29 protein-coding genes are annotated in these 26,019 nt (G+C 64.8%); 23 read left to right on the top strand and 6 right to left on the bottom strand.

Annotated features, from left to right (window positions below):
* Positions 1–8: 8 nt before the first annotated feature.
* From BVH06_RS23010 to BVH06_RS22985, 6 genes are all read left to right on the top strand, one after another.
* On the top strand, positions 9–905 hold the full coding sequence (locus tag BVH06_RS23010; RefSeq protein WP_075935603.1) for an energy transducer TonB: 897 nt from the start codon (positions 9–11) through the stop codon (positions 903–905).
* Positions 906–974: 69 nt separating this feature from the next.
* A complete protein-coding gene (locus BVH06_RS23005; RefSeq protein ID WP_075935602.1) occupies positions 975–1,544 on the top strand; it encodes a YqgE/AlgH family protein in 570 nt (189 codons plus the stop codon).
* The gene (ruvX, locus tag BVH06_RS23000) at positions 1,544–1,987 is read left to right on the top strand and encodes a Holliday junction resolvase RuvX (protein ID WP_075935601.1); all 444 of its coding nucleotides are present in this window, start codon (positions 1,544–1,546) and stop codon (positions 1,985–1,987) included. The genes BVH06_RS23005 and ruvX overlap by 1 nt, the downstream gene beginning before the upstream one ends.
* A 21-nt stretch (positions 1,988–2,008) precedes the next feature.
* On the top strand, positions 2,009–2,530 hold the full coding sequence (gene pyrR, locus BVH06_RS22995) for a bifunctional pyr operon transcriptional regulator/uracil phosphoribosyltransferase PyrR (RefSeq protein ID WP_075935600.1): 522 nt from the start codon (positions 2,009–2,011) through the stop codon (positions 2,528–2,530).
* Positions 2,527–3,534 carry an aspartate carbamoyltransferase catalytic subunit gene (locus BVH06_RS22990; RefSeq protein ID WP_075928475.1) on the top strand — a complete coding sequence of 336 codons (1,008 nt, stop codon included), beginning with the start codon at positions 2,527–2,529 and terminating at the stop codon, positions 3,532–3,534. Before pyrR ends, BVH06_RS22990 begins: the two co-directional genes overlap by 4 nt.
* Complete coding sequence (locus tag BVH06_RS22985) at positions 3,534–4,805, top strand: dihydroorotase (RefSeq protein WP_075935599.1); 1,272 nt, start codon at positions 3,534–3,536, stop codon at positions 4,803–4,805. The genes BVH06_RS22990 and BVH06_RS22985 overlap by 1 nt, the downstream gene beginning before the upstream one ends.
* Positions 4,806–4,910: 105 nt before the next feature.
* Here the strand turns inward: BVH06_RS22985 and BVH06_RS22980 are convergent, their stop codons facing one another.
* Positions 4,911–5,312 (bottom strand): TM2 domain-containing protein, encoded by a 402-nt coding sequence (locus BVH06_RS22980; protein WP_167363091.1) that lies wholly within the window; start codon positions 5,310–5,312, stop codon positions 4,911–4,913.
* 137 nt (positions 5,313–5,449) lie between these two features.
* On the opposite strand from BVH06_RS22980, the gene BVH06_RS22975 reads away from it, so the two are divergent.
* Positions 5,450–6,661: a putative DNA modification/repair radical SAM protein gene (locus BVH06_RS22975; RefSeq protein WP_075935598.1), complete on the top strand. Its 1,212-nt coding sequence runs from the start codon at positions 5,450–5,452 to the stop codon at positions 6,659–6,661.
* The gene (locus BVH06_RS22970; RefSeq protein ID WP_075935597.1) at positions 6,661–7,518 is read left to right on the top strand and encodes a TIGR03915 family putative DNA repair protein; all 858 of its coding nucleotides are present in this window, start codon (positions 6,661–6,663) and stop codon (positions 7,516–7,518) included. The genes BVH06_RS22975 and BVH06_RS22970 overlap by 1 nt, the downstream gene beginning before the upstream one ends.
* A gap of 83 nt (positions 7,519–7,601) precedes the next feature.
* Here BVH06_RS22970 and BVH06_RS22965 read toward each other — a convergent pair whose 3' ends face one another.
* Together BVH06_RS22965 and BVH06_RS22960 are read right to left on the bottom strand one after the other, a co-directional pair.
* Positions 7,602–8,747, bottom strand: coding sequence for a PilT/PilU family type 4a pilus ATPase (locus BVH06_RS22965; RefSeq protein WP_075928470.1), 1,146 nt, complete (start codon positions 8,745–8,747; stop codon positions 7,602–7,604).
* 84 nt (positions 8,748–8,831) lie between these two features.
* The gene (locus BVH06_RS22960; protein WP_013789435.1) at positions 8,832–9,866 is read right to left on the bottom strand and encodes a type IV pilus twitching motility protein PilT; all 1,035 of its coding nucleotides are present in this window, start codon (positions 9,864–9,866) and stop codon (positions 8,832–8,834) included.
* Positions 9,867–10,002: 136 nt separating this feature from the next.
* On the opposite strand from BVH06_RS22960, the gene BVH06_RS22955 reads away from it, so the two are divergent.
* The 11 genes from BVH06_RS22955 (at position 10,003) to BVH06_RS22905 (ending at position 19,225) form a co-directional block, all read left to right on the top strand.
* Entirely contained in the window at positions 10,003–10,689 is a 687-nt protein-coding gene (locus BVH06_RS22955; protein WP_075935596.1) for a YggS family pyridoxal phosphate-dependent enzyme, read from the top strand.
* Positions 10,690–10,726: 37 nt separating this feature from the next.
* Positions 10,727–11,545 carry a pyrroline-5-carboxylate reductase gene (gene proC / locus BVH06_RS22950; RefSeq protein WP_075935595.1) on the top strand — a complete coding sequence of 273 codons (819 nt, stop codon included), beginning with the start codon at positions 10,727–10,729 and terminating at the stop codon, positions 11,543–11,545.
* Between the two features lie 11 nt (positions 11,546–11,556).
* Positions 11,557–12,147: a YggT family protein gene (locus BVH06_RS22945; protein ID WP_075935594.1), complete on the top strand. Its 591-nt coding sequence runs from the start codon at positions 11,557–11,559 to the stop codon at positions 12,145–12,147.
* Between the two features lie 159 nt (positions 12,148–12,306).
* Positions 12,307–12,603 (top strand): DUF167 family protein, encoded by a 297-nt coding sequence (locus BVH06_RS22940; RefSeq protein WP_075935593.1) that lies wholly within the window; start codon positions 12,307–12,309, stop codon positions 12,601–12,603.
* A gap of 109 nt (positions 12,604–12,712) precedes the next feature.
* Positions 12,713–14,695 (top strand): dynamin-like GTPase family protein, encoded by a 1,983-nt coding sequence (locus tag BVH06_RS22935; RefSeq protein ID WP_075935592.1) that lies wholly within the window; start codon positions 12,713–12,715, stop codon positions 14,693–14,695.
* A gap of 123 nt (positions 14,696–14,818) precedes the next feature.
* Entirely contained in the window at positions 14,819–15,958 is a 1,140-nt protein-coding gene (locus BVH06_RS22930) for a homoserine O-acetyltransferase (protein WP_075928464.1), read from the top strand.
* A gap of 2 nt (positions 15,959–15,960) precedes the next feature.
* Complete coding sequence (gene metW, locus BVH06_RS22925) at positions 15,961–16,581, top strand: methionine biosynthesis protein MetW (protein WP_075928463.1); 621 nt, start codon at positions 15,961–15,963, stop codon at positions 16,579–16,581.
* 8 nt (positions 16,582–16,589) lie between these two features.
* Positions 16,590–16,994 carry a DUF4426 domain-containing protein gene (locus BVH06_RS22920; protein ID WP_075935591.1) on the top strand — a complete coding sequence of 135 codons (405 nt, stop codon included), beginning with the start codon at positions 16,590–16,592 and terminating at the stop codon, positions 16,992–16,994.
* Positions 16,991–17,584 (top strand): RdgB/HAM1 family non-canonical purine NTP pyrophosphatase, encoded by a 594-nt coding sequence (gene rdgB / locus BVH06_RS22915; protein WP_041705675.1) that lies wholly within the window; start codon positions 16,991–16,993, stop codon positions 17,582–17,584. Before BVH06_RS22920 ends, rdgB begins: the two co-directional genes overlap by 4 nt.
* Positions 17,585–17,668: 84 nt before the next feature.
* The gene (gene hemW, locus BVH06_RS22910) at positions 17,669–18,823 is read left to right on the top strand and encodes a radical SAM family heme chaperone HemW (protein ID WP_139315713.1); all 1,155 of its coding nucleotides are present in this window, start codon (positions 17,669–17,671) and stop codon (positions 18,821–18,823) included.
* 78 nt (positions 18,824–18,901) lie between these two features.
* The gene (locus BVH06_RS22905) at positions 18,902–19,225 is read left to right on the top strand and encodes a DUF3392 domain-containing protein (protein ID WP_070885853.1); all 324 of its coding nucleotides are present in this window, start codon (positions 18,902–18,904) and stop codon (positions 19,223–19,225) included.
* 6 nt (positions 19,226–19,231) lie between these two features.
* Here BVH06_RS22905 and BVH06_RS22900 read toward each other — a convergent pair whose 3' ends face one another.
* From BVH06_RS22900 to rph, 3 genes are all read right to left on the bottom strand, one after another.
* Positions 19,232–20,230, bottom strand: a complete 999-nt coding sequence (locus tag BVH06_RS22900) for a hypothetical protein (RefSeq protein WP_075935590.1) — start codon at positions 20,228–20,230, stop codon at positions 19,232–19,234.
* Between the two features lie 132 nt (positions 20,231–20,362).
* Positions 20,363–20,737 (bottom strand): DUF4870 domain-containing protein, encoded by a 375-nt coding sequence (locus tag BVH06_RS22895; RefSeq protein WP_075935589.1) that lies wholly within the window; start codon positions 20,735–20,737, stop codon positions 20,363–20,365.
* Between the two features lie 26 nt (positions 20,738–20,763).
* Positions 20,764–21,486, bottom strand: coding sequence for a ribonuclease PH (rph, locus tag BVH06_RS22890; RefSeq protein WP_074885778.1), 723 nt, complete (start codon positions 21,484–21,486; stop codon positions 20,764–20,766).
* 163 nt (positions 21,487–21,649) lie between these two features.
* Between rph and BVH06_RS22885 the strand changes: the two genes are divergently transcribed.
* The 4 genes from BVH06_RS22885 (at position 21,650) to spoT (ending at position 25,853) form a co-directional block, all read left to right on the top strand.
* Complete coding sequence (locus tag BVH06_RS22885; protein WP_075935588.1) at positions 21,650–22,513, top strand: YicC/YloC family endoribonuclease; 864 nt, start codon at positions 21,650–21,652, stop codon at positions 22,511–22,513.
* Positions 22,514–22,622: 109 nt separating this feature from the next.
* Positions 22,623–23,243, top strand: a complete 621-nt coding sequence (gene gmk, locus BVH06_RS22880; protein WP_075928457.1) for a guanylate kinase — start codon at positions 22,623–22,625, stop codon at positions 23,241–23,243.
* 177 nt (positions 23,244–23,420) lie between these two features.
* Positions 23,421–23,684: a DNA-directed RNA polymerase subunit omega gene (gene rpoZ / locus BVH06_RS22875; RefSeq protein ID WP_013789418.1), complete on the top strand. Its 264-nt coding sequence runs from the start codon at positions 23,421–23,423 to the stop codon at positions 23,682–23,684.
* 60 nt (positions 23,685–23,744) lie between these two features.
* Positions 23,745–25,853 (top strand): bifunctional GTP diphosphokinase/guanosine-3',5'-bis pyrophosphate 3'-pyrophosphohydrolase, encoded by a 2,109-nt coding sequence (gene spoT / locus BVH06_RS22870; protein WP_075928456.1) that lies wholly within the window; start codon positions 23,745–23,747, stop codon positions 25,851–25,853.
* Positions 25,854–26,019: the final 166 nt, after the last annotated feature.

The following is a 26,019-nucleotide window of genomic DNA, read 5'->3' as shown; positions in this document are numbered from 1 at the left end:
AGACCGTGATGAACGCAACAGCCAGCCCACCCGACCTCACCTCCTCCGGCGTTCGCCCGGCGGACCGGCTGGGCTTCACCCTGTTTCTGGCCGCGGTGCTGCACGCCGCGCTGATTCTCGGCGTGGGCTTCACCTTTGCCGAGCCTGGGCAGATCAGCAAGACCCTGGAGATCACCCTGTCCACCTTCAAGAGCGATGAAAAGCCCAAGGAGGCGGACTTCCTCGCCCAGGACAATCAGCAAGGCAGCGGCACCCTGGACAAGAAGGCGGCGCCGACCACCACCGAACAGGCGCCCTTCCAGGACACCGAAGTGCGCAAGGTGACGCCCGCCGCCGCACCGCCGCCGCCCGCCGTGAAACCCGAAGCGCCGATAGCCGCGGTGACCACCCGCGCCCCGCAACAGCAGAAGGCGCCGGCCAAGCGCGAGGAAACCAAGCCGACGCCGCCGAGCCCGGAGGCGCCGTCCTTCGACAGTGCGCAACTGTCCGCCGAGATCGCCAGCCTGGAAGCCGAGCTGTCCGACCAGGTGCAGCAATACGCCAAGCGCCCGAAGATCCACCGCCTCAACGCCGCCTCGACCATGCGCGACAAGGGCGCCTGGTACAAGGACGAATGGCGCAAGAAGGTCGAGCGCATCGGCAACCTCAACTACCCGGACGACGCTCGGCGCCGGCAGATCCACGGCAGCCTGCGCCTGCTGGTGTCGATCAACCGTGACGGCAGCCTGTACGAAGTGATGGTGCTGGAATCGTCCGGCGAGCAGGTGCTCGATCAGGCCGCCATGCGCATCGTGCGCCTGGCCGCGCCCTACGCGCCGTTCACCGGCGATCTGGCCGACATCGATCGCCTGGAGATCATCCGCACCTGGCGCTTCGAGCGCGGCGACCGCCTGTCGAGCAACTGACGGCGACGCGGCGTTTTTGCCCGAACGTGCGGCTTGTAGCTTGCGCCGCGCAGCTTCAAACTAGCGGCCATGAAAGACGCCAGCCCGAGCATTCTCAAGCACCACTTCCTGATCGCCATGCCGCACATGGACGATCCGAATTTCGCGCACACCGTGATCTACCTCATCGATCACAACGACCAGGGCGCCATGGGCCTGGTAATCAACCGCCCCAATGGCCTGAACCTGGCCGACGTGCTCGAACAGCTGCGCCCGGAAAGTACACCCTCGGTGCTGTGCCAGAGCCTGCCGATCTTCAGCGGCGGCCCGGTGCAGACCGACCGCGGCTTCGTACTGCACCCCAAGGGCGCGCAGTTCCAGGCGACGGTCGACCTCGGTGAGCTCGGCCTGTCCACCTCCCAGGACGTGCTGTTCGCCATCGCCGAAGGTAGCGGCCCGGCCAATCACCTGATCGCCCTCGGCTACGCCGGCTGGGGCGCCGGTCAGTTGGAGGCCGAGCTGGCCGATAACGCCTGGCTGACCTGCCCGGCGAACCAGGCGATTCTGTTCGAAACGCCCTACGACCAGCGCCTCGGCGGCGCCGCCGCGCTGCTCGGCATCGACCTCAACCTGCTCACCCCCCAGGCGGGCCACGCCTGATGGTCGAAATCGACAAACAATCGCTGCGCCTGTTGCTCGGCTTCGACTACGGCACCAAGCAGATCGGCGTCGCCGTCGGCCAGCCGATCACCGGCTCGGCCCGCGAGCTGTGCATCCTCAAGGCGCAGAACGGCGTGCCGGACTGGCAGAAGGTCGAAGCGCTGATCAAGGAATGGCAACCCGATGCCATCGTCGTCGGCCTGCCGTTGAACATGGATGGCACGCCGAGCGACATGAGCGAACGGGCCGAGAAGTTCGCCCGCCGCCTCAACGGTCGCTTCAACCTGCCGGTATTCACCCACGACGAACGCCTGACCACCTATGCCGCCAAGGGCGAGCGCCTGCAGCAGGGCCAGACCGGCGGCTATCGCCAGCGCCCGGTCGACGCCCTGGCCGCCGCTCTGTTGCTGCAGGGCTGGCTGGAAGAAAACTGCCTGGGCTGACCCGGCCACAAGGAGCTTTAGATGAGCCTACCCAACCCCGCCGAACTGCTGCCGCAGATGGCGACCTCGCTGAGCAACCACCTGAACCGTCGGCAGATCGGCACGCCGCGCTTCATCGGCATCCGCACCGGCGGCGTGTGGGTGGCCCAGGCGCTGCTCGAGCAATTGGGCCGCGACGAGCCATTGGGCGTGCTCGACGTATCCTTCTACCGCGACGACTTCACCCAGAACGGCCTGCACCCACAGGTGCAGCCGTCCGAACTGCCGTTCGAGATCGAAGGCCAGCATCTGGTGCTGATCGACGACGTGCTGATGAGCGGGCGCACCATCCGCGCCGCGCTGAACGAGCTGTTCGACTACGGTCGCCCGGCCAGCGTGACTCTGGTCAGCTTGCTCGACCTGGACGCCCGCGAACTGCCGATCCGCCCCGACGTGGTCGGCGCGACGCTGTCGCTGGCGGCCGATCAGCGGGTAAAATTGTCCGGCCCCGCGCCCTTCACCCTCGAACTCCAGACGCTTTCCGACCAAGGCCGTCCGCAATGACCGCACTCGATGCCAAGCGCCCCCTGCAACTGAACGACCAAGGCCAGTTGCGCCACTTCCTGTCCCTCGACGGCCTGCCCCGCGAGTTGCTGACGGAAATCCTCGACACCGCCGACTCCTTCCTCGAAGTCGGTGCCCGTGCGGTCAAGAAAGTCCCACTGCTGCGCGGCAAGACGGTGTGCAACGTGTTCTTCGAGAACTCCACGCGCACCCGGACCACCTTCGAGCTGGCCGCTCAGCGCCTGTCCGCCGACGTGATCAGCCTTAACGTGTCGACCAGCTCGACCAGCAAGGGAGAGACGCTGTTCGACACCCTGCGCAACCTCGAAGCTATGGCCGCCGACATCTTCGTGGTGCGCCATGCCGGCTCCGGCGCCGCCCACTTCATCGCCGAGCACGTGTGTCCGAACCTGGCGATCATCAACGGTGGCGACGGCCGCCACGCGCACCCGACCCAGGGCATGCTCGACATGCTGACCATCCGTCGCCACAAGGGCAGCTTCGAGAATCTCTCGGTGGCCATCGTCGGCGACATCCTGCACTCGCGGGTGGCGCGCTCCAACATGCTGGCGCTCAAGACCCTCGGCTGCCCCGACATCCGCGTGATCGCGCCGAAGACCCTGCTGCCCATCGGCCTGGAAGAAAGCTACGGCGTGCGCGTGTTCAGCGATGCCAATGAAGGCCTCAAGGATGTCGACGTGGTGATCATGCTGCGCCTGCAGCGCGAGCGCATGACCGGCGGCCTGCTACCCAGCGAGGGCGAGTTCTACCGCCTGTTCGGCCTGACCGAGCAGCGCCTCAAGCTGGCCAAGCCCGATGCGCTGGTCATGCACCCGGGGCCGATCAACCGCGGCGTGGAAATCGAGTCAGCGGTGGCCGACGGCCCGCAATCGGTGATTCTCAACCAGGTCACCTACGGCATCGCCATCCGCATGGCCGTGCTGTCCATGGCCATGAGCGGCCAGAACGCCCAACGCCAACTCAACGCTGAGGAGCAAAACTGATGCGTACCCGTATCCTCGGCGCCCGCGTCATCGACCCGAGCAGCGGCTTCGATCAGGTCGCCGACCTGTATATAGAAGGCGGCAAGCTAAGCGCCATCGGCCAGGCGCCGGCCGGCTTCGAAGCCGACCAGACCCTGGACGCCAGCGGCCTGGTCGCGGCACCCGGCCTGGTCGACCTGTCCGTCGCCCTGCGCGAGCCCGGCTACAGCCGCAAGGGCAGCATCGCCAGTGAAACCCTGGCCGCTGCCGCTGGCGGCGTCACCAGCCTGTGCTGCCCGCCGATCACCAAGCCGGTGCTGGACACTTCGGCGGTGGCCGAACTGATCCTCGACCGCGCCCGCGAAGCCGGCCACGCCAAGGTGTTTCCCATCGGCGCCCTGAGCAAAGGGCTCGATGGCGAGCAGCTCGCCGAGCTGGTCGCCCTGCGCGATGCCGGCTGCGTGGCGTTCGGCAATGGCCTGAACAATTTCCGCAACGCGCGCACCCTGCGCCGCGCCCTGGAATATGCAGCCACCTTCGACCTCACGGTGATCTTCCACTCCCAGGATCACGACCTCGCCGAAGGCGGCCTGGCCCATGAAGGCGCCACCGCCAGCTTCCTCGGCCTGTCGGGGATTCCGGAAACCGCCGAGACCGTGGCCCTGGCGCGCGACCTGCTTTTGGTCGAGCAGAGCGGCGTGCGGGCGCACTTCAGCCAGCTGACCAGTGCCCGCGGCGCCCAGCTGATCGCCGATGCCCAGGCTCGTGGCCTGCCGGTCACTGCCGATGTAGCGCTGTACCAACTGATTCTCACCGACGAGGCGCTGATCGACTTCTCCAGCCTCTATCACGTGCAACCGCCGCTGCGCACCCGCGCCGACCGCGATGGCCTGCGTGAGGCGGTGAAGAGCGGTGTGATCAGCGCCATCTCCAGCCATCACCAGCCCCACGAGCTCGATGCCAAGCTGGCGCCGTTCGGCGAGACCGAGCCCGGCATCAGCGGCGTGCAGTTGCTGCTGCCGCTGGCCATGACTCTGGTGCAGGACGGTTTGCTGGATCTGCCCACCTTGCTCGCCCGCCTGAGCAGCGGCCCGGCCCAGGCGCTACGCCTGCCGGTCGGGCAACTCAAGCAGGGCGATGCGGCGGATATCCTGCTGTTCGACCCACAAGCCTCCACCGTAGCCGGCGAAAGCTGGTATTCCAAGGGCCGCAACAGCCCGTTCCTGGGTCACTGCCTGCCCGGCCAGGTGCGCTACACCCTGGTGGATGGGCATATCAGCTTCCAAAGCTGATCTACCACCGGCTCATGTGGGAGCGGGCCATGCCCGCGAAATAATCCGCATCAACCAGGCATCCCTGTCGCCCCACAAGGGCCGGCAGCGATGCCTTCCTTCACCTTATCCATTGCGCGCATTCTCGATCGACACCTGATTGTTCAGCGTCCACAGGTCGTACAGCACGCCGACCAGAAACAGCCCGCCGGTCAGCAGGTAAAGGATCCCGGTGATCCACTTGCCCTGGTACATGCGGTGCACGCCGAAAATGCCCAGGAACGTCAGCAGGATCCAGGCGACGTTGTAATCGAGCCGGCCGGCCGTGAAGCGCAGGTCCGCCTCGCGATCCATCGCCGGGATCAGGAACAGGTCGATGATCCAGCCGATGAACAGCAGGCCCAGGGTGAAAAACCAGATGGTGCCAGTCACCGGCTTGCCGTAATAGAAGCGGTGCGCACCGAGGAAACCGAAGATCCACAGCAGGTAGCCGATGATCTTGCTGTGGGTATCAGGACGCTGCATCAGATTCTCCAGAAAGGACAGGTTGATTCGCTTCGATCCATGGCGGCGCCGCAGGTTTCGCCTTTCACCGACGAGACGACCTTGCGGGAACCGCAGGCTTACCGAATACTGTACATAAATACAGCTATCGAATCGTACCCATGGAATTGATCGAAAAGCTTACGGTACTCGCCGACGCCGCAAAATACGATGTTTCCTGCGCCAGCAGCGGCGCACCCAAACGCAGCTCGAAAGGCCAGAGCGGCATGGGCGCCACCGACGGCATGGGCATCTGCCACAGCTTCACCCCCGATGGCCGCTGCGTGGCGCTGCTGAAAGTCCTGCTGACCAACTTCTGCCTGTACGACTGCCAATACTGCGTCAACCGGCGCTCCAGTGACGTGCCGCGTGCGCGCTTCACGCCCGAGGAAGTGGTCACACTTACCCTGGATTTCTATCGCCGCAACTGCATCAGCGGGCTGTTTCTCAGTTCCGGCATCATCCGTTCCGCGGACTACACCATGGAGCAACTCAACCGGGTCGCCAAGCTGCTGCGTGAGGAGCACGAGTTTCGTGGCTACATCCACCTCAAGACCATTCCCGACGCGTCACCGGAGCTGATCGCCGAAGCCGGTCGCTACGCCGACCGCCTCAGCGTGAACATCGAACTGCCCACCGAAAGCAGCCTGATCCGCCTGGCGCCGGAAAAGAGCGTGGCGCCGATCAAGCAGGCCATGGGCACCATTCGCAATGGCGTCGAGGAGGCCGACAGCGAAAAGCGCGCGCCCGCCTTTGCGCCTGCCGGGCAAAGCACGCAGATGATCGTCGGCGCGGATGCTACCGACGACAGCATCATCCTGCACACCGCTCAGTCGCTATATGGCGACTTCCGCCTCAAGCGCGTCTATTACTCGGCCTTCAGCCCGATTCCGCAAAGCCCCAAGAGCGTCCCCTTCGAGGCACCGCCGCTGCTGCGCGAGCACCGCTTGTATCAGGCGGACTTCCTGATGCGCGGCTACGGCTTCAAGGCCACCGAGTTGCTCGACGGCCCCGGCAACCTGGCGCTGGATATCGACCCCAAACTGGCCTGGGCACTGAACAATCGCCAGCACTTTCCCGTCGACCTCAACCGCGCGGACGTGACCCTGATCGCCCGCATCCCCGGCATCGGCGTGCTCAGCGCCCAGCGCTTGGTCGCCCTGCGCCGCCAGAAGCGCATCCGTTTTGCGGACGTCGGCCGCCTGCGCTGCGTGCTGGAAAAAGCCAAACCGTTCATCGTCACCCAGGATTACCGCCCGGCTCAGGCGACCCGCGAATCCCTGGTGCTGCGCCAGCAATTGAGCGAAGCGCCGCAACAGATGGGGCTCTGGTGATGCACGCGGTGCACTTCGACGGCAGTTTCGCCGGCTGGCGGGACGCTGCCCGAGCGCAACTGCGCCGAGGCATGGCGCCGCATCAACTGAGCTGGGTACAGGACAGCCAGGAAAACCAGGATCTATTCGCCGCGCTGGAAGCACCTCAACCCGCCGCGGCTGCCGACCGACCCGTGCGGGTTCCGCGCGCCCTGATCGAACAACTGGAATGCGCTGCTCGCTTTCGCTGCGCTCAACGCTGGGCATTGCTGTACCGCATCCTCTGGCGCGTCGCGAACGGCGACCATGCCGCCATGCTGGCCGGCGATATCGATGGCAGCGAACTGCATACGCGCCTCAAGGCGGTTCGTCGTGAAGCGCATCACCTGCACGCCTTTCTGCGCTTCAAACCGCGGGACGCGAGCGCTGGCGGGCCGGAGCTGGTGGCCTGGCACGAGCCGGCCCACGACATTCTCGCCAGCGCCTCGGGCCATTTCGCCGATCGCCTTGGCCGGCAGACCTGGCTGATCGCCACACCGGACGACGGAGTGTTCTGGGATGGTGAAAAGCTGCATCACGCCAGCCCCTGCCCTCCCGACTGGCAACGCCTGGCCCAGGGCACCGATGACCGCAACGAAGCGATGTGGCTGGCCTACTACGGCAGTACCTTCAACCCGGCACGCCTCAATCGCAGCGTGCTGGAAACCAACATGCCGGTGCGCTTCTGGCGCAACCTGCCGGAAGGTCCGCTGATTCCCCGCCTGATGAGCCAGGCCCGCGCGGGCGCCCAGGCCGATGGCCAGGCCCAAGCCGTTGCCAACCAGCCCGGAAAGCGCATCCATGCCGATGCCGAGAAGGTCTTGCCGGTACGGCAGTAATTCAGGGTTTGTTTGCCAGTCCGCCCGGCTAGTGCAATAAAAAACCCGCCGAAGCGGGTTTTGTTTTCATTGCCTTGGGCCGCTCAGCGGAAACGTCGCCCCTGATCTTCGTCGGTGATTTCCAGGGCCAGCCCCTGGGACATGCTGGTCAGATGCTCGCCGTCGGTTTCCGAGCCGAGCTTGATCATCAGGCGCAGGTCGTTGGCCGAGTCGGCGTACAGCAGGGCATCTTCGTAGGTGATCTCACCCTGGCTGTAGAGGTTGTAGAGTGCCTGGTCGAAGGTCTGCATACCGTGCTCGGTAGAGCGCTTCATCAGGCCCTTGAGCTCGTGCACCTCGCCTTTGCGGATCAGATCGGCAGCCAGCGGGGTGTTGATCAGCACCTCGATCACCGCGCGGCGGCCCTTGCCATCGGGCGTGGGGATCAGTTGCTGGGCGACGATGGCCTTGAGGTTCAGCGACAGGTCCATCCACACCTGGTTCTGCCGGTCCGCCGGGAAGAAGTTGATGATCCGGTCCAGCGCCTGGTTGGCGTTGTTGGCGTGCAGGGTGGCCAGGCACAGGTGCCCGGTTTCGGCGAAGGCCACGGCGTGGTCCATGGTCTCGCGGGTACGCACCTCACCGATGAGGATCACGTCCGGCGCCTGGCGCAGGGTGTTCTTCAGCGCGACCTCGAAAGAATCAGTGTCGATGCCCACTTCGCGCTGGGTAACGATGCAGTTCTGGTGCTGGTGGATGTACTCGATCGGATCTTCGATGGAGATGATGTGGCCGCTGCTGTTCTTGTTGCGGTAGCCGATCATCGCTGCCAGCGAGGTGGACTTGCCGGTACCGGTGGCGCCGACGAACAACACCAGGCCGCGCTTGGTCAGCGCCAGCTTCTTGAGGATTTCCGGCAGTTTGAGGTCGTCCAGCGTCGGAATGTTGGTCTCGATGCGGCGCAGCACCATGCCGGCCAGGTTGCGCTGGTAGAAGGCGCTGACCCGGAAGCGGCCGATGCCTCGGGCGCTGATCGCGAAGTTGCATTCGTGGTTCTCCGCGAAGTCGCGGCGCTGTTGCTCGTTCATCACCGCGTGCACGGTTTCACGGGTCATTTCCGGCGACAGCGGGGTCTTGGTCACCGGCATGATCTTGCCGTTGACCTTCATCGACGGCGGCACGCCAGCGGTGATGAACAGATCGGAGCCGCCCTTCTCGACCATCAGGCGCAACAGTTTCTCGAATTCCATGGGTGCTTACCTAAATGCGCTGGCGCGATGTTCAATTGCCGGCGGAGCTGCTTCCGCCGGCCTGGGCTCGGAATCGTGAAAAGGTCAGAAATTCTCTGGGGTCTTGGCCTTTTCACGGGCACTTTCACGGCTGACCAGGCCTTTGGAAACCAGCCGTTTCAGGCAGGAGTCGAGGGTTTCCATACCCAGTGCACCGCCGGTCTGGATGGCCGAATACATCTGCGCCACCTTGTCTTCGCGGATCAGGTTTCGGATCGCCGGGGTGCCGATCATGATTTCGTGGGCCGCTACCCGACCGCCGCCGATCTTCTTCAGCAGGGTCTGGGAAATCACCGCCTGCAGGGACTCGGACAGCATGGAACGAACCATGGACTTTTCCTCGGCCGGGAACACGTCGACCACCCGGTCGATGGTCTTGGCGGCGGAGGTGGTGTGCAGGGTGCCGAACACCAGGTGACCGGTTTCTGCGGCGGTCAGCGCCAGGCGGATGGTTTCCAGGTCACGCATCTCGCCGACCAGGATGATGTCCGGGTCCTCGCGCAGTGCCGAGCGCAGGGCTTCGGAGAAGCCGTGGGTGTCGCGGTGCACCTCACGCTGGTTGACCAGACACTTCTTCGATTCGTGGACGAATTCGATGGGGTCTTCGACGGTGAGGATGTGGTGGTACTTGTTGCTGTTGATGTAGTCGAGCATCGCCGCCAGGGTGGTCGACTTGCCCGAACCGGTCGGCCCGGTGACCAGCACCAGCCCGCGCGGCACGTCGGAGACCTTCTTGAAGATCTCGCCCATCCCCAAGTCTTCCATGCTCAGCACTTTCGACGGAATGGTCCGGAATACCGCGCCGCTGCCACGGTTCTGGTTGAAGGCGTTGACCCGGAAGCGCGCCACACCGGGCACTTCGAACGAAAAGTCGGTTTCCAGGAATTCTTCGAAGTCCTTGCGCTGCTTGTCGTTCATGATGTCGTAGATCAGCGCGTGCACCTGCTTGTGATCCAGGGCGGGCAGGTTGATCCGGCGCACATCGCCGTCGACCCGGATCATCGGCGGCAAGCCTGCGGAAAGGTGCAGGTCCGACGCGCCTTGCTTGGCGCTGAAGGCAAGCAGCTCGGTGATATCCATGGGACTCCCTAATGACGGTAGAATGCCGCGTAACTTAAGGATTGGGGCCTTGGGGGATCACCAGGCGGCTGCGCGAGCACGCCCTTGGCAGAACACCGTGGGGCCCGCAGAAACGCTCAGGCGGCAGGCGCAGGTAATGTCCACGATAGCAGAGAATATTGCAAAGGTCGGTGTGCGGATCCGTGAGGCGGCGCAAGCCTCGCAGCGAGATTTTTCCTCTGTCGGGTTGCTGGCGGTGAGCAAGACCAAGCCCGCCGAAGCGATTCGTGAAGCCCACGCGGCCGGCCTGCGGGATTTCGGTGAGAACTACCTGCAGGAGGCGCTCGAAAAACAGGCGCTGCTCGCCGACCTGCCGCTGACCTGGCATTTCATCGGCCCCATCCAGTCCAACAAGACGCGCCTCATCGCCGAGCATTTCGCCTGGGTGCACTCGGTGGATCGCCTGAAAGTCGCCGAACGCCTGAGCGCCCAGCGCCCCGCCGAGCTACCGCCCCTGAACATCTGCCTGCAGGTCAACGTCAGCGGCGAAGCGAGCAAGTCCGGCTGCGTGCCCGAGGAACTCGCGGCCTTGGCACAGGCGGTTACACAACTGCCCAACCTGCGTTTGCGCGGATTGATGACAATCCCCGCGCCCACCGATGACGTGGCCGAGCAACGTGCGGCGTTCGCCCGCCTGCGCGCACTGCGGGACGCGCTGAACCTCGATCTCGACACCCTGTCCATGGGCATGAGCCACGACCTCGAAGCGGCCATCGCCGAGGGCGCGAGCTGGGTGCGTATCGGCACGGCACTGTTCGGCGAACGCGATTACGGCAAGGTTTGAATTACCCGATCTCGACTCTTCAGATAGGAACCTCCCCATGACCACTCCCCGTATCGCCTTCATTGGCGCCGGCAACATGGCTGCCAGCCTGATCGGCGGGCTGCTCGCCCAGGGCCTGCCGGCCAGCGCCATCCGCGCCAGCGACCGTGGCGCCGAACAGCGCGAGAAGATCGCCGCCGAACACGGCATCGACGTGGTGGCCAGCAATGCCGAGGCCTGCCGTGACGCCGACGTGATCGTCCTGGCGGTCAAGCCCCAGGTCATGAAGGACGTGTGCCTCGACCTGGCGCCCCATGTGCAGGACGGCCAGTTGATCGTCTCCATCGCTGCCGGCATCACCAGCGCCAGCCTGGAGAAATGGCTGGGCGCGCGGGCCATCGTCCGCTGCATGCCCAATACCCCATCGCTGCTGCGCCTGGGCGCCAGCGGCCTGTACGCCAATGCGCAGGTCAGCGCCGCGCAGCGCCAGCAGGCCGAGCAACTGCTCAGCGCCGTCGGCATGGCGGTGTGGCTGGAAGAGGAAAAGCTGATCGACGCCGTGACCGCCGTGTCCGGCAGCGGCCCGGCGTATTTCTTCCTGCTGATCGAGGCGATGACCGCCAGCGGTGAGAAGCTCGGCCTGCCCCGCGATGTTGCCGCCAAGCTGACCCTGCAGACCGCCCTGGGCGCCGCACAGATGGCATTGAACAGCGACGTCGACGCCGCCGAGCTGCGTCGCCGCGTCACCTCGCCAGCCGGCACCACCGAGGCGGCGATCAAGACATTCCAGGCTGGCGGCTTCGAAGCCCTGGTCGAGCAGGCCGTCAAGGCCGCCGATCGGCGCTCGGCCGAGCTGGCCGAACAACTGGGTCAATAAGGAGACAATCAATGATCGGTCTGAACACCGCAGCCGTTTACGTCCTGCAGACCATCGGCAGCTTCTACCTGCTGATCGTGCTGCTGCGCTTCATCCTGCAACTGGTCCGCGCGGACTTCTACAACCCGCTCAGCCAGTTCATCGTGCGCGCCACCCACCCGATTCTCAAGCCGCTGCGCCGTATCATCCCCAGCCTCGGCGGCCTCGACCTGGCTTCGCTGGTGCTGGCGCTGATCGTCCAGTTCGTGCTGATGGCTCTGACCCTGATGCTGATGGGTGTCGGCATCGGCGACCCGCTGCTGGTCCTGGTGTGGTCGATCATTGGCGTGACCGCCCTGCTGCTCAAGGTATTCTTCTTCGCCCTGATCATCAGCGTGATCCTCTCCTGGGTCGCCCAGGGCACGCACAACCCGGCCGCCCTGCTGGTCAACCAGATCTGCGAGCCGCTGCTGATGCCGATCCGCCGCATCCTGCCCAACCTGGGCGGCCTGGACCTGTCGCCCATCGTGGCATTCCTGATCCTCAACCTGATCGACATGCTGGTAATCCGTAACCTGGCGGTCAGCACCGGTATGTTCAGCGGCCTGAGCCTGGCGATCTAAGCTCTCATGATCTGCTGCGCGTCGGCCCTACTGCGTTAAAAACAGGCTCGGACTGCTCATTTACAACTCGTAAACTCCGCGTCCTCGCCTATTTTTGCGGGGGCGCCTAGCCCTTGTAGGGCTCTAGCTCGCGAGATCATGAACAGGTTCTAAAAGTCGATGAGTTTCTTTCGCTGGGACGGCAATGCGCTGATCCTCGACTGCCACCTGCAGCCCAAGGCGAGTGCCGATGCATTCGCCGGGCTGCATGGCGAACGCCTGAAGATCCGCCTTACCGCCCCGCCAGTGGACGGCAAGGCCAATGCCCACCTGCTGGCTTTTCTGGCCGCAGCCTTCGGTGTCGCCAAGAGCCAGGTCAGCCTGGAAAGCGGCCAGCAGAGCCGCCAGAAGCGGGTGCGCATTCAGGCGCCCAGCAAATTGCCCGGCGAACTCGGCCTGACCGCTCGCCCGTCCTGAACGACCATCAGGTGCCAATGCGCCCCACTCGCCATTGACGCCGCCTGCGCCCCTCGCATAATGCTCGGCAGCCCGCATCGAAGCCGATGCCTTGTCAGGGAACCCACCGATGAGCATGGAACGTCTCAGTGAGCAGGTCGATGCATATGTCGCCTGGAAGCGCGAACTGGTCCGCGAGATCACCCGCTACCGTAGCTGGCTGGCTCATAACCGGCTGAGCAGCGAAGGCGTCGAGGCACGTCTGGAGCGGGCGCTGCGCCTGCTGCGCACCGACCACATCACCCTGGCCTTCGTCGGCGAGTTCTCCCGCGGCAAGACCGAGCTGATCAACAGCCTGTTCTTCTCCGAATACGGCCAGCGCCTGCTGCCGTCTCAAGCCGGACGCACCACCATGTGCCCGACCGAGATTCTTTTCGATCCGGGCGCCGCGCAGCCCTATATCCGCCTGCTACCCATCGAGACACGTATTGCCGAGGCCAGCGTGGCGCAGTTCAAGCGCACGCCCCGCCACTGGGTGAACGTCGCCCTCGACACCAATGACCCGGACAGCATGGCCAAAGCCTTCGCCCAGGTCGCTGCCAACAAGGCCATGCCGGTGGAGAAGGCCATCGCCCTGGGCTTTCACCCGGACAACCTGGAAAGCACCGAGCAAGCCGGCCAGGTGCTGGTACCGGCCTGGCGCCACGCCATCGTCAACTTCGACCACCCGCTGCTGCGCCAGGGCCTGCGCATTCTCGACACACCCGGCCTCAACGCCCTGGGCTGCGAGCCGGAGCTGACCCTGTCGATGCTACCCAGCGCACAGGCGGTGATCTTCCTGCTGTCTGCCGACACGGGTGTGACGGCCAGCGACCTGGATATCTGGCAGCAGCACGTACAGCCCCTCGACGAGGAGCGCCAAGGCTGCCTGTACGCGGTGCTGAACAAGATCGACGTGCTGTGGGACGACCTGGCCGGCGACACCTTCGTGGCCAATGCCATCGAGCGGGTGCGCATGCAGGCCGCCCGCCACCTGGGCATCGCCGGCCGGGACATCCTGCCGCTGTCGGCCAAGCAGGCACTGCTCGCCAAGGTGCGTCAGGACCCGGCATTGCTGGCGCGCAGCCAGATGGCCGAACTCGAGACGCTGCTCTGCGAGCGCATCGTGGCGCAAAAGGAACGGCTGCTCGAAGAGCGCGTGGTGCGCCAGGTGCTGGCCATGCTCAACAACAGCCAGCACGTGCTCGGCCTGCGCCTGGGCAAGGTCAACGAACAGCTGGAACTGCTCGACGAGCGCCGCCAGGACAACGGCCAGATGCTCATGGAGCTGACCAGCCGTACCAAGGACGATCACACCCTGCACCACAAGCGCCTGGTGGCGCTGCGTACCAACCAGCGCCTGCTGCGCAATCAAGGCGAGCGCCTGAAGACCTCGGCCCAGGCGGAAAAGCTCGAAGCGCACCTCGCCCAGCTGCGCCGCCAGCTCAATGGTGCCTGGACGACCCTGGGCATCAACCAAGCGATCCTCGGTTTTTTCACCGCGGTCGAGGACGACCTGCACAGCCTGTCCCACGATGCTGACATGGCCAACCGCATGGTCGAGGCCATCTACCGCCGGCACAACGAGGAGAACCCGCTGCAGGCGGTCGATGCGCCGCGCTTCGAACTGGCGGACTACGTGCGCGAACTGCGCCATCTGCAGAAGAAAGGCGACCGTTTCCGCCTGCGCCTCAAGACCCTGCTGACCGAGCAGCGCAGCCTCGGCCGACGCTTCTTCGCCACCCTGGTACAGGAAGTCATCGGTCTGCACCGCCGCTTGCGCCGCGATGCCGAGCGCTGGGCCGACGAGGCACTGATGCCGCTGATGCAGCACACCCTGGAGCACAAGCAGTTGCTGGAAGGCCACATGCTGCGTCTCAAGGCCCTGGCCCAGGACACCCAGCACGGTCGCCAGCGCCACCAGCAGCTGGCCCAGTATGCGGAGGAGCTCAAGCAGCAGCTGGCACAGGCCGGCGACATGCTGCGCGTGATGCGCCGCCCGGCACCCATCCAGCGGCAGGCCAAGGTGGTCACCCTCAAAGGCATGCCGCGCCCGGCCGGCAACCTCGAGTAGCCGGCAGCGGGATACGCCGCGTTAGCTGGCTCGGCCAGCGCGGCCAGCAGTTTCCTTGCCGCTGACAGGCGCGCTCTTTAGACTGCTGCACTTTCCCGTACCTTCCTTAGCCGAGCAGAGTCGATGTCGACTGTTTTTCCTCAAGACTCCGTTGGCCTGGTGACGCCGCAGATCGCCAGGTTTTCAGAGCCACTGGCGCTGGCCTGCGGCCGCAGCCTGGCCGACTACCAGCTGATCTACGAAACCTACGGCGAGCTCAACGCCAACGCCAGCAACGCGGTGCTGATCTGCCACGCGCTGTCCGGCCATCACCACGCCGCCGGTTACCACAGCGCCGATGACCGTAAGCCGGGCTGGTGGGACAGTTGCATCGGCCCTGGCAAGCCGCTGGACACCAACCGCTTCTTCGTCGTCAGCCTCAACAACCTGGGCGGCTGCAACGGCTCTACCGGCCCGTCCGACATCAACCCGGCCACCGGCAAGCCGTTCGGTGCCGACTTCCCGGTGATGACCGTGGAGGACTGGGTCAACAGCCAGGCACGCCTGGCCGACCTGCTGGGCATCGAGCAGTGGGCCGCGGTGGTTGGCGGCAGCCTGGGCGGCATGCAGGCCATGCAGTGGACCATCAGCTACCCGGAGCGCGTGCGCCACTGCCTGGCCATCGCCTCGGCACCGAAGCTCTCGGCGCAGAACATCGCCTTCAACGAAGTGGCGCGCCAGGCGATTCTCACCGACCCGGAGTTCCATGGCGGGCACTTCCAGGACCAGGGCGTGATCCCCAAGCGCGGCCTGATGCTGGCACGCATGGTCGGGCACATCACCTACCTGTCCGATGACGCCATGGGCGAGAAATTCGGCCGCGGCCTGAAGAACGAAAAGCTCAACTACGACTTCCACAGCGTGGAGTTCCAGGTCGAAAGCTACCTGCGCTATCAGGGCGAAGAGTTCTCCGGGCGCTTCGATGCCAACACCTACCTACTGATGACCAAGGCGCTGGACTACTTCGACCCGGCCGCCGAGCATGACGGCGACCTGGCCAAGACCCTGGCCAAGGCCAAGGCGGACTTCTGCGTGATGTCGTTCACCACCGACTGGCGCTTCTCGCCAGCCCGCTCGCGGGAAATCGTCGACGCCCTGCTCGCCGCCCGCAAGAACGTCTGCTATCTGGAAATCGACGCGCCGCAAGGCCACGACGCCTTCCTGATACCGATCCCCCGCTACCTGCAGGGTTTTGCCAGCTACATGAAACGGATCGAGGTGTAAGCATGCGAGCCGACCTAGAGATCATCCAGGAATGGATTCCCGCCGGCAGCCGCGTCCTCGACCTGGGCTGTGGCGACGGCGAACTGCTGGCCTGGCTGGGCGCCAACAAGCAGGTCAGCGGCTATGGCCTGGAGATCGACCCGGACAAGATCGCCCAATGCATCGGCAAGGGCGTCAACGTCATCGAACAGAACCTCGACGAAGGCCTGGGCAACTTCGCCAGCGACAGCTTCGACGTGGTGGTCATGACCCAGTCGCTGCAGGCGCTGCACTTTCCCGACAAGGTGCTGGCCGAGATGCTGCGCGTCGGCAAGACCTGCATCATCACCTTTCCCAACTTCGGCCACTGGCGCTGCCGCTGGTACCTGGCCAGCAAGGGCCGCATGCCGGTGTCCGACTTCCTCCCATACACCTGGTACAACACGCCGAACATCCACTTCTGCACCTTCGAGGACTTCGAACGCCTGTGCCACCAGCAGAGCGCCCGGGTGCTCGACCGCCTGGCCGTGGACCGCGAGCACCGGCATGGCTGGGCCAGCCGCGCGTGGCCGAACCTGCTGGGCGAGATCGGCATCTACCGCATCAGCGGCCACAATGCGCACGACGTGCGCATCGCCAACTAGGCCGCCCCATGCGCCTGCTCGCCATGTTGATCGTCCTGTGCCTGGGCCTGCCGGCACTGGCCGACAACCGCATGCAGCGCCTTGGCGACCTGCAGGTGCATTACAGCGCCTTCAACGCCAGCTACCTGCAACCGCAGATCGCCCAGGCCAGCGGCCTGGTGCGCAGCGCCAAGCTGGGGGTGTTGAACATCAGTGTGCTGCGCGGCGGCAAGCCGACGGCAGCAGAGATCAGCGGCGAGGTGAAGAACGTGCTGGGCCATGGCCAGGCGCTGACCTTCGTCGAACAGCGCGAGGGCGAATTCGTTTCCTACCTGGCGCAGTTTCCCATCGAATCCCGTGAGGTGCTGCTGTTCAACCTGCAGGTGAACGGCCAGCGCCTGGACTTCAACCAGGAACTCTTTCCGGAGCCATGATGCCTTTTCCAGAACTCGTCCTCGCCAGCCACAACGCCGGCAAACTCAAGGAACTGCAAGCCATGCTCGGCGACCGCGTGCGCCTGCGCTCGGTCGGTGAGTTCAGCCAGGTGGAGCCTGAAGAAACCGGTCTGTCGTTCGTCGAGAACGCCATCCTCAAGGCGCGCAACGCCTCGCGCCTGTCCGGCCTGCCGGCGCTGGCCGACGACTCCGGCCTGGCGGTGGATTTTCTCGGCGGTGCGCCGGGCATCTACTCGGCTCGCTACGCCGATGGCCAGGGCGATGCCGCCAACAACGCCAAGCTGCTGGCGGCCCTCAAGGAAGTGCCGGACGCCGAGCGCGGCGCCCAGTTCGTCTGCTGCCTGGCTCTGGTGCGACACGCCGACGACCCGCTGCCGATTCTCTGCGAGGGCCTGTGGCATGGCCGCATCCTGCATGAGGCACGCGGCGAGCACGGCTTCGGCTACGACCCGCTGTTCTGGGTCGAGGAGCGCCAGTGCTCCAGCGCAGAGCTGCCTGCGGCCGACAAGAATCAGCTCAGCCACCGCGCCATTGCCATGAAGCTGCTCAAGCAGCGCCTGGGTTTGTAAGCGCTTTCGAATGGGGCGCTTCGTCCACGCGTTTTGGCAGTTTGCCCAACTCGTGCCACGATAGCGCCCCGCAACCATCCTGCCGTGATCCAGAAGCCCGTGTTCCAACTGCCGCCCCTGGCCCTGTACGTCCATATTCCCTGGTGCGTGCGCAAGTGCCCCTACTGCGATTTCAACTCCCACGCCGCCGGCCCCAACCTGCCGGAAGAGGCCTACGTCGACGCGTTGCTCGCCGACCTCGACGCTGACCTGGCCCAGGCCCACGGCCGCCCGCTGACCTCGATCTTCTTCGGCGGCGGCACGCCCAGCCTGTTTTCCGCCAAGGCCCTGGGCCGCCTGCTCGAAGGCGTGGAGCGGCGCATTCCGTTCGCCGGCGATATCGAGATCACCCTGGAAGCCAACCCGGGCACCTTCGAGCAGGAGAAATTCGCCGCCTACCGGCGCCTGGGCATCAATCGCCTGTCGATCGGCGTGCAGAGCTTCCAGGCGGAAAAACTCAAGGCCCTGGGGCGCATCCATGACGGTGATGAAGCCGTGCGCGCCGCCGACATGGCCCGCGCCGCCGGCTTCGACAATTTCAACCTGGACCTGATGCATGGCCTGCCGGATCAGTCCCTCGATGACGCCCTGGGCGACCTGCGCATCGCCATCGCCCAGGCGCCGACCCACCTGTCCTGGTACCAGCTGACGGTGGAGCCGAACACGGTGTTCTGGAACCAGCCGCCGGTGCTGCCCGAGGACGACACCCTATGGGACATCCAGGAGGCCGGCCAGGCGCTGCTCGCCGAGCACGGTTACGCCCAGTACGAAGTGTCGGCCTACGCGCAACCCGAGCGCATGGCGCGGCACAACCTGAATTACTGGACCTTCGGTGATTTCCTCGGCATCGGTGCCGGCGCCCACGGCAAGCTGAGTACGCCGGATGGCCGGATCAGCCGCACCTGGAAAACCCGCCTGCCCAAGGATTATCTCGACCCTGCCAAGCGCTACAGCGCCGGTGAAAGGTTGCTCACCGCCGAGGAATTGCCGTTCGAGTTCCTGATGAACGTGCTGCGCCTGAGCGATGGCTGCAGCGCCGAGCTGTTCAGCCAACGCACGGGCCTGCCCGAGGAGCAACTGGCCAAGGCCCGCGAACAGGCCCAGCGCCGCGGCCTGCTGCAAGCGGAACCGACGCGCCTGGTAGCCACCCGCGAAGGCCAGCTGTTTCTCAATGATCTGCTGCAGTACTTCCTGCCCTGATCGCCGCGCCCGGCGAACCAACGGCGCGCCGGATGATCCGAGGCAGCAGGATTCAATCGTCACGTCTGAGGAACAACCATGGATTATGTGCTGGACTTGATCGCCACCGTGTCACGCTGGAGCCGCGGCCACCTCAGCGAGATTTCCCTGGGGCTCATGGCCACCCTGCTGGTGCTGTTCGGCCCGGCGATCAATGCCTGGATACAGGGACGCATCGGCAGCCTCAATTTCGTGCTGCGCACCTTGATATTCGTCGCGGTCTGCGTGGTCGGCTACGGCCTGGCGCTGGTCTACCTGACGCCGCTGCTCACCCAGCTGCTGGGCCACTTCAACAACTACACCCTGGCGCCGGTGCTGCTGGTGGTGATGTTCCTGATCGGTGTGCTGGCCGACCGCAGCTGAACCGGTTCAGGGCACGACCTTGAACCAGTCGACCACGCCAACGTCGTCATTGCGGTGAGTGCCCAGCACCTCACCGGCAGCATCCTGCTCGACCGACAGGTCGGGCTCGATCGGCTTGCCACTCAGGCGCTCGACGCCAGGCGCTTCGACCAGCGGGCTGAACAGCAGGTTGCCGTGAAAGGCCCGTACCCGGGTGGTCGCCGGATACTGCATGGGGCCGAACTCGAGCGGTTCGGTCAACTCGGCCTGCCAATCCAGCAGCGCGCCGTAAGGCCCATCGAGCCACAGGTTCCATAGCCGCAGCTTCAGCCCCTGGAAGCGCACCGGCGTGTCGGTGGTTTCCAGTTGCCAGCGGCCCTCTGGCACCGCGTGCACGGTCATCGGCCCCGGCCAGGTGATGCCGGCCACCTGGCTGCCGGCGGCCAGCGTGCAACTTTCCAGTTGCCATTGCTCGGGCGCAAAACGCGCGCCGGCGGCGTAGCGGAAGGTCACTGGAGCCTGTGCCGAGCACTGCCAGCCGGCCAATTGCGCATCGTCGACCAGGCTGACCTCGGCAAACGTGTCGCCCAAATCCAGACGCCGCACGGCGGCGCCCCTTATCACCGCCGGCTGCCCGTCGAATTCGGCGCGCTGCAGGCTTTGCAAGCCGTGGGGCAAGGGCTCGCCACTGAGATTCTTGCCAGGCTCCAGGCGTTCCAGCCACACCCGCGTGCCAGCGGGCAGCAGCAACTCACCTAATGCTTGCTCGCTGTCCAGCCGAGGGTTCAGCGCGCGTTGCTCGAACCAGTGCCTGGCCTGCCAACGCAAAAATTCGACGGTGGGCAGGCTGCCAGCGGCCAGAAACACGGCAAGCAACGCAAACCACCAGGGATGCGCCCGAATGAAGCGTCGCGAGCGGGCATTCAGGCAAGCGACCAGCAACGCCAGCAGCGCGGCGACGCAAACCAGCGACACCAGCAGGAACAATGATCCGAGCATCATGGCCAGTGGATTGATGGGGATCATGGGTGTCCTTTTAAGCGCTGTGAGCCGATTTCGTGGCAGAGCTTAGAAGTCACCCTAAAGCGAATCAACACTTGGTTACACTTCAATAAAAAAGCCAGCAATCTGCTGGCTTTCTCTTCGATCAGGCGAGGATCATTTCACCAGCCTGAGGCAGAACGGGTAGCGGTAGTGCTTGCCCTCGCCTGCCTTGATGCCGCCGATGATGGTCAGCACCACGGTGCCGATGCACAGCAGGCCCATCAGCAGGAAGCCGATGAGTACCAGCATCAGCAGCAGGCAGACGATGCCGGCGATGGCTACCGTCAGCTGGAAGTTGAGCGCTTCCTTGCCCTGCTCATCGATGAAGGCATGCGAATCCTTCTTCACCTGCCAGACCACCAGCGGGCCGATTAGGTTGCCAAAGGGGAACACGAAGCCGAGGGCGGCCGCGAAGTGGCAGATCATCGCCCACTGGCGCGCATCCCGATCGGGCTCGTCAGCAGGCGTTACGGCGTTATGCTCATCCATCACGGCTCTCCTCGGTCAGCGAAACATCACTCGGCCAGCGCAGCCTGCTGCAGGGCGAACAACTCGCCCATGCCCTGCTGCGCCAGGGCCAGCATGGCATTCAGCTCGGCAGGCTGGAACGGCGCGCCTTCGGCGGTGCCCTGCACCTCGATGAAACCACCGGTGCTGGTCATCACCACGTTGAGGTCGGTCTCGGCGGCAGAGTCTTCCAGGTAATCCAAGTCCAGCACCGGCTCACCCTGATAGATGCCGACGGAAACGGCGGCGATCATCTGTTTGAGCGGGTCGCCGCCTTTCAGGCCGCCACGCTTCTTCATCACTTTCAGGGCATCGACCAGAGCCACCATGGCGCCGGTGATCGACGCGGTGCGAGTGCCGCCGTCGGCCTGGATCACGTCGCAGTCGACGTACAGGGTGTTCTCGCCTAGCTTGCTCATGTCCAGTGCGGCGCGCAGCGAGCGGCCGATCAGACGCTGGATTTCCAGGGTGCGACCGCCCTGCTTGCCCTTGCTGGCCTCACGCTGATTACGGTCGCCGGTGGCACGCGGCAGCATGCCGTACTCGGCAGTTACCCAGCCCTGGCCTTGGCCCTTCAGAAAGCGCGGTACGCCCTGCTCGACGCTGACGGTGCAGATCACCTTGGTGTCGCCGAACTCGACCAGTACCGAACCCTCGGCGTGCTTGGTGTAGTTGCGGGTGATGCGGATCGAGCGCAACTGATCGGCGGCGCGGCCACTGGGACGTTTCATCAACAAATACCTGCTCTCAAGTAGAATCTGCCGCGCATTATAGGGGCTCTTGCCACCGCGCCGCGACCGCGACCGCCCGATGGCGCCGCACGGGGTTTGGGAGCCAACGACGCGGTGCGCTACAATCGCAGCCTTTGCCCTACAGCAAGCCGAGGTAAGCAGCATGATCCACAGCATGACGGCCTTCGCCCGCACCGAGCAGGCAGGTGCCAATGGCACCCTGAGCTGGGAGCTGCGCTCGGTCAACCACCGCTACCTCGAACCCCACCTGCGCCTGCCGGAAGCCTTCCGCGATCTCGAAGGCGCGGTGCGCGAAGCGCTGCGTCAGGGTTTGTCGCGCGGCAAGGTGGAATGCACCCTGCGCTTTACCGAAGACAGTGCCGGCAAACCGCTGCAGGTCGACCGCGACAAGGCTACCCAGCTGATCGCCGCCGCCGAGAGCGTCGCCGCGCTGATCAAGCAACCCGCGCCGCTGAACCCTCTGGAAGTGCTCGGCTGGCCCGGCGTACTGGTTGCCGATAGCAGCGACCCTCAAGCGCTGAACAAAGCTGCGCTGGAGCTGTTCGGCAATGCCCTCGACGAACTGAAGAATGGCCGCGGCCGCGAAGGCGCCGAGCTGGCCAAGCTGCTCAACGAGCGCCTCGACAGCATGCTCGAGGAAGTCGCCGCCCTGCGCGAGCTGGTGCCGCAGATGCTCGAGGCCCAGCGCCAGAAGATCATCGAGCGCTGCCGCGAAATGCAGGCCGAACTCGACCCGCAGCGCCTGGAGCAGGAGCTGGTGATGCTCGCCCAGAAGAGCGACGTCGCCGAGGAGCTGGATCGCCTGAGCACTCACGTTACCGAAGTGCGCCGCGTACTCAAGGCCGGCGGCGCGGCCGGGCGCCGCCTGGACTTCCTGATGCAGGAACTCAACCGCGAAGCCAACACCCTCGGCTCCAAGGCGTTCGACCCGCGCAGCACCCAGGCGGCGGTCAACCTCAAGGTGCTGATCGAGCAGATGCGCGAGCAGGTTCAGAACATCGAATAGCAAGCTGTTGAAAACAGCCGCGCTGCCATCGCGGCGCAGCACACAGCCAGACAGCGGCGCCCGGCCCCGACCACGCGCCTTCCCGACTCCAACGTTTCAGGACAGATCCATGAGCACCACCAGCGGCACGCTGTACATCATTTCCGCCCCATCGGGCGCCGGCAAGAGCAGCCTGGTGAAAGCGCTGATCGACAGCGAACCGCTGATTCGCGTGTCCGTATCGCACACCACCCGCGGCATGCGCCCGGGCGAGCAGGACGGCGTGCATTATCACTTCGTGGATCACACGCAGTTCACCGCCATGCTCGAGCGTAGCGAATTCCTGGAGCATGCCCAGGTATTCGGCAATTACTACGGCACGTCGCAGCGCGCGCTGGAAAAGACCCTCGCCGAAGGCATCGACCTGATTCTGGAGATCGACTGGCAGGGCGCGCAGCAGGTGCGTCGCCTGATGCCCCAGGCCAAGTCGATCTTCATCCTGCCGCCAACCCTCGAAGCGCTGCGTCATCGCCTGACCGGCCGCGGCCAGGACAGCGGCGAAGTAATCGAGCAACGCATGCGCGAAGCGGTCAGCGAGATGAGCCATTACGTCGAATACGACTACCTGGTGATCAACGATGATTTCAGCCACGCGCTCAGCGATCTGAAAGCCGTTTTCCGCGCCAACCAGCTGCTGCAGTCTGCACAACAACAGCGCCACGCCGGGCTGCTGAGCGAGCTGCTGGCCTGACGCGAAGCCGATGGGCGGCGCAAAACCGCCCTTTCAGGCCGCGAAAACCCCTTTCTGCGTCGCGAACTCGTGCCTCTCGGCGAGTTTCGCTTCCCTTAATGCTGGCGTTTTTCTAGACTATTCAGTCCGCTCGCCCATTCGGGCCCAGCTAAATTTGCATTCGCTACGAGGAACACCATGGCCCGCGTTACCGTTGAAGACTGCCTGGACAACGTCGATAACCGCTTCGAGCTGGTCATGCTCGCCACCAAGCGCGCTCGTCAAATCGCAACCGGCGGCAAAGAGCCGAAAGTGGCGTGGGAAAACGACAAGCCAACCGTGGTCGCCCTGCGTGAAATCGCCAGCGGCCTGGTAGACGCCGAGATCGTCGCCCAGGAAGACATCATCGAAGAAGAACCGCTGTTCGCAGCCTTCGAGGAAGAGGCGAACGAGCCTCTGTAAGCCTATGCCGGGTCGAAAGCGTACGTCGCAGGTGCACAATGCACGGCAGGGGAGCCTCCCATGCCGAGCATAGACGCCCTCGCCGACAGGCTTTCGGGCTACCTGGGCGACGAACAGGTCAACCTCGTTCGTCGCGCCTACTTCTACGCCGAACAGGCGCACGACGGGCAACGCCGCCGCAGCGGTGAGGCCTACGTGACCCATCCGCTGGCCGTGGCCAGCATCCTCGCCGACATGCACATGGATCATCAGAGCCTGATGGCCGCCATGCTGCACGACGTGATCGAAGACACCGGCATCGCCAAGGAAGCCCTGCACGCGCAGTTCGGCGAGTCCGTGGCAGAGCTGGTGGATGGGGTCAGCAAGCTGACCCAGATGAACTTCGAGACCAAGGCCGAGGCGCAGGCCGAGAACTTCCAGAAGATGGCCATGGCCATGGCGCGCGACATCCGCGTGATCCTGGTCAAGCTGGCCGACCGCCTGCACAACATGCGCACTCTGGAAGTGCTGTCCGGCGAGAAACGTCGGCGCATCGCCAAGGAAACCCTGGAGATCTACGCGCCCATCGCCAACCGGCTGGGCATGCACAGCATGCGCGTGGAATTCGAAGACCTGGGCTTCAAGGCCATGCACCCGATGCGTTCCGAGCGCATCCGCGCCGCAGTGCGCCGCGCCCGTGGCAACCGCAAGGAAATCGTCACGCGCATCGAGGAATCGCTGCTGCACTGCCTCGAACGCGAAGGCCTGAGCGGCGAAGTGGTAGGCCGCGAGAAGCACCTGTACAGCATCTACCAGAAGATGCGCGGCAAGCGTAAGTCGTTCAACGAGATCATGGACGTCTATGCCTTTCGCATCGTGGTCGACAAGGTCGACACCTGCTACCGCGTGCTCGGCGCCGTGCACAACCTGTACAAGCCGCTGCCGGGGCGCTTCAAGGACTACATAGCGATTCCCAAGGCCAACGGCTACCAGTCGCTGCACACCACGTTGTTCGGCATGCATGGCGTGCCCATCGAGATCCAGATCCGCACCCGCGAAATGGAAGAGATGGCCAACAACGGCATCGCCGCACACTGGCTGTACAAGTCCAGCGAGGACGAGCTGCCCAAGGGCAACCACGCCCGCGCCCGCCAGTGGGTCAAGGGCGTGCTGGAGTTGCAGCAGCGCGCCGGCAACTCGCTGGAATTCATCGAGAGCGTGAAGATCGACCTGTTCCCGGACGAGGTCTACGTGTTCACGCCCAAAGGTCGCATCATGGAGCTGCCAAAAGGCTCCACGGCCGTGGACTTCGCCTACGCAGTGCACACCGACGTCGGCAATACCTGCATTGCCTGCCGCATCAACCGCCGCCTGGCGCCGCTGTCCCAGGCCCTGGAAAGCGGTTCCACGGTGGAGATCGTCAGCGCGCCGGGCGCTCGCCCCAACCCGGCCTGGCTGAACTTCGTGGTCACCGGCAAGGCGCGCACCCATATCCGCCACGCACTCAAGCTGCAGCGCCGCTCGGAATCGGTGAACCTCGGCGAGCGCCTGCTCAACAAGGTACTGGCGAGTTTCGAGAGCCATCTCGACAAAGTACCCGCCGAACGCCAGTTGGCCGTGCTCAACGAATACCGCCTGGAAACCTTCGACGACCTGCTCGAAGACATCGGCCTGGGCAACCGCATGGCTTACGTGGTGGCGCGCCGCCTGCTGGCCAGTGACGGTGAGGAACTGCCCAACGCCGAAGGCCCCCTGGCGATTCGCGGCACCGAGGGCCTGGTGCTCAGCTACGCCAAGTGCTGCACGCCGATCCCGGGCGACCCGATCGTCGGCCACCTTTCGGCGGGCAAGGGCATGGTGGTGCACATGGACACCTGCCGGAACATCAGCGAAGTACGCCACAACCCGGAGAAATGCATCCAGCTGGCCTGGGCCAAGGATGTCACGGGCGAATTCAACGTCGAACTGCGCGTCGAACTGGAGCACCAGCGCGGCCTCATCGCGCTGCTGGCCGGCAGCGTCAATGCCGCCGATGGCAACATCGAGAAGATCAGCATGGACGAGCGCGACGGCCGCGTCAGCGTCGTCCAACTGGTGGTCAGCGTACATGACCGCGTGCACCTGGCACGGGTGATCAAGAAGCTGCGTACCCTGCCCGGCGTCATGCGCATCACCCGCATGAAAGCCTGACGCGCCGCATAACTCACCTCAACGATCTTTATGCGCATAAAGCGGCAACTACAAGGCAGAAGCTGCCGTTCGCCGATCTACTGTGGGAGCGCCCGGCCGCCCCGCCGCTTAGCTGCCAAAATCGACGATCTGGCCTGAAAGATCATGATCAGATTCTTATGACTAC

The sequence above is a fragment of the Pseudomonas sp. PA27(2017) genome (genome assembly GCF_001945445.1).
Lineage (GTDB): Bacteria > Pseudomonadota > Gammaproteobacteria > Pseudomonadales > Pseudomonadaceae > Aquipseudomonas.
Note: the sequence above shows the minus strand (reverse complement) of the source record. Positions and strands in the feature narration are given on the sequence as shown.

What these genes read in the sequence shown, in the direction of transcription:
- ruvX (WP_075935601.1), top strand. Translation starts at nt 1,544, where the DNA reads ATGGTCGAAATCGACAAACAATCGCTGCGCCTGTTGCTCGGCTTCGAC.
- BVH06_RS23005 (WP_075935602.1), top strand. Translation starts at nt 975, where the DNA reads ATGAAAGACGCCAGCCCGAGCATTCTCAAGCACCACTTCCTGATCGCC.
- BVH06_RS22885 (WP_075935588.1), top strand. Translation starts at nt 21,650, where the DNA reads ATGATCCACAGCATGACGGCCTTCGCCCGCACCGAGCAGGCAGGTGCC.
- metW (WP_075928463.1), top strand. Translation starts at nt 15,961, where the DNA reads ATGCGAGCCGACCTAGAGATCATCCAGGAATGGATTCCCGCCGGCAGC.
- BVH06_RS22960 (WP_013789435.1), bottom strand. Translation starts at nt 9,866, where the DNA reads ATGGATATCACCGAGCTGCTTGCCTTCAGCGCCAAGCAAGGCGCGTCG.
- BVH06_RS22930 (WP_075928464.1), top strand. Translation starts at nt 14,819, where the DNA reads ATGTCGACTGTTTTTCCTCAAGACTCCGTTGGCCTGGTGACGCCGCAG.
- BVH06_RS22990 (WP_075928475.1), top strand. Translation starts at nt 2,527, where the DNA reads ATGACCGCACTCGATGCCAAGCGCCCCCTGCAACTGAACGACCAAGGC.
- BVH06_RS23010 (WP_075935603.1), top strand. Translation starts at nt 9, where the DNA reads ATGAACGCAACAGCCAGCCCACCCGACCTCACCTCCTCCGGCGTTCGC.
- BVH06_RS22935 (WP_075935592.1), top strand. Translation starts at nt 12,713, where the DNA reads ATGAGCATGGAACGTCTCAGTGAGCAGGTCGATGCATATGTCGCCTGG.
- BVH06_RS22985 (WP_075935599.1), top strand. Translation starts at nt 3,534, where the DNA reads ATGCGTACCCGTATCCTCGGCGCCCGCGTCATCGACCCGAGCAGCGGC.
- rph (WP_074885778.1), bottom strand. Translation starts at nt 21,486, where the DNA reads ATGAAACGTCCCAGTGGCCGCGCCGCCGATCAGTTGCGCTCGATCCGC.
- rpoZ (WP_013789418.1), top strand. Translation starts at nt 23,421, where the DNA reads ATGGCCCGCGTTACCGTTGAAGACTGCCTGGACAACGTCGATAACCGC.
- BVH06_RS22945 (WP_075935594.1), top strand. Translation starts at nt 11,557, where the DNA reads ATGATCGGTCTGAACACCGCAGCCGTTTACGTCCTGCAGACCATCGGC.
- BVH06_RS22900 (WP_075935590.1), bottom strand. Translation starts at nt 20,230, where the DNA reads ATGATCCCCATCAATCCACTGGCCATGATGCTCGGATCATTGTTCCTG.
- BVH06_RS22895 (WP_075935589.1), bottom strand. Translation starts at nt 20,737, where the DNA reads ATGGATGAGCATAACGCCGTAACGCCTGCTGACGAGCCCGATCGGGAT.
- pyrR (WP_075935600.1), top strand. Translation starts at nt 2,009, where the DNA reads ATGAGCCTACCCAACCCCGCCGAACTGCTGCCGCAGATGGCGACCTCG.
- BVH06_RS22955 (WP_075935596.1), top strand. Translation starts at nt 10,003, where the DNA reads ATGTCCACGATAGCAGAGAATATTGCAAAGGTCGGTGTGCGGATCCGT.
- BVH06_RS22965 (WP_075928470.1), bottom strand. Translation starts at nt 8,747, where the DNA reads ATGGAATTCGAGAAACTGTTGCGCCTGATGGTCGAGAAGGGCGGCTCC.
- spoT (WP_075928456.1), top strand. Translation starts at nt 23,745, where the DNA reads ATGCCGAGCATAGACGCCCTCGCCGACAGGCTTTCGGGCTACCTGGGC.
- BVH06_RS22970 (WP_075935597.1), top strand. Translation starts at nt 6,661, where the DNA reads ATGCACGCGGTGCACTTCGACGGCAGTTTCGCCGGCTGGCGGGACGCT.
- BVH06_RS22940 (WP_075935593.1), top strand. Translation starts at nt 12,307, where the DNA reads ATGAGTTTCTTTCGCTGGGACGGCAATGCGCTGATCCTCGACTGCCAC.
- BVH06_RS22975 (WP_075935598.1), top strand. Translation starts at nt 5,450, where the DNA reads ATGGAATTGATCGAAAAGCTTACGGTACTCGCCGACGCCGCAAAATAC.
- BVH06_RS22905 (WP_070885853.1), top strand. Translation starts at nt 18,902, where the DNA reads ATGGATTATGTGCTGGACTTGATCGCCACCGTGTCACGCTGGAGCCGC.
- BVH06_RS22920 (WP_075935591.1), top strand. Translation starts at nt 16,590, where the DNA reads ATGCGCCTGCTCGCCATGTTGATCGTCCTGTGCCTGGGCCTGCCGGCA.
- rdgB (WP_041705675.1), top strand. Translation starts at nt 16,991, where the DNA reads ATGATGCCTTTTCCAGAACTCGTCCTCGCCAGCCACAACGCCGGCAAA.
- proC (WP_075935595.1), top strand. Translation starts at nt 10,727, where the DNA reads ATGACCACTCCCCGTATCGCCTTCATTGGCGCCGGCAACATGGCTGCC.
- gmk (WP_075928457.1), top strand. Translation starts at nt 22,623, where the DNA reads ATGAGCACCACCAGCGGCACGCTGTACATCATTTCCGCCCCATCGGGC.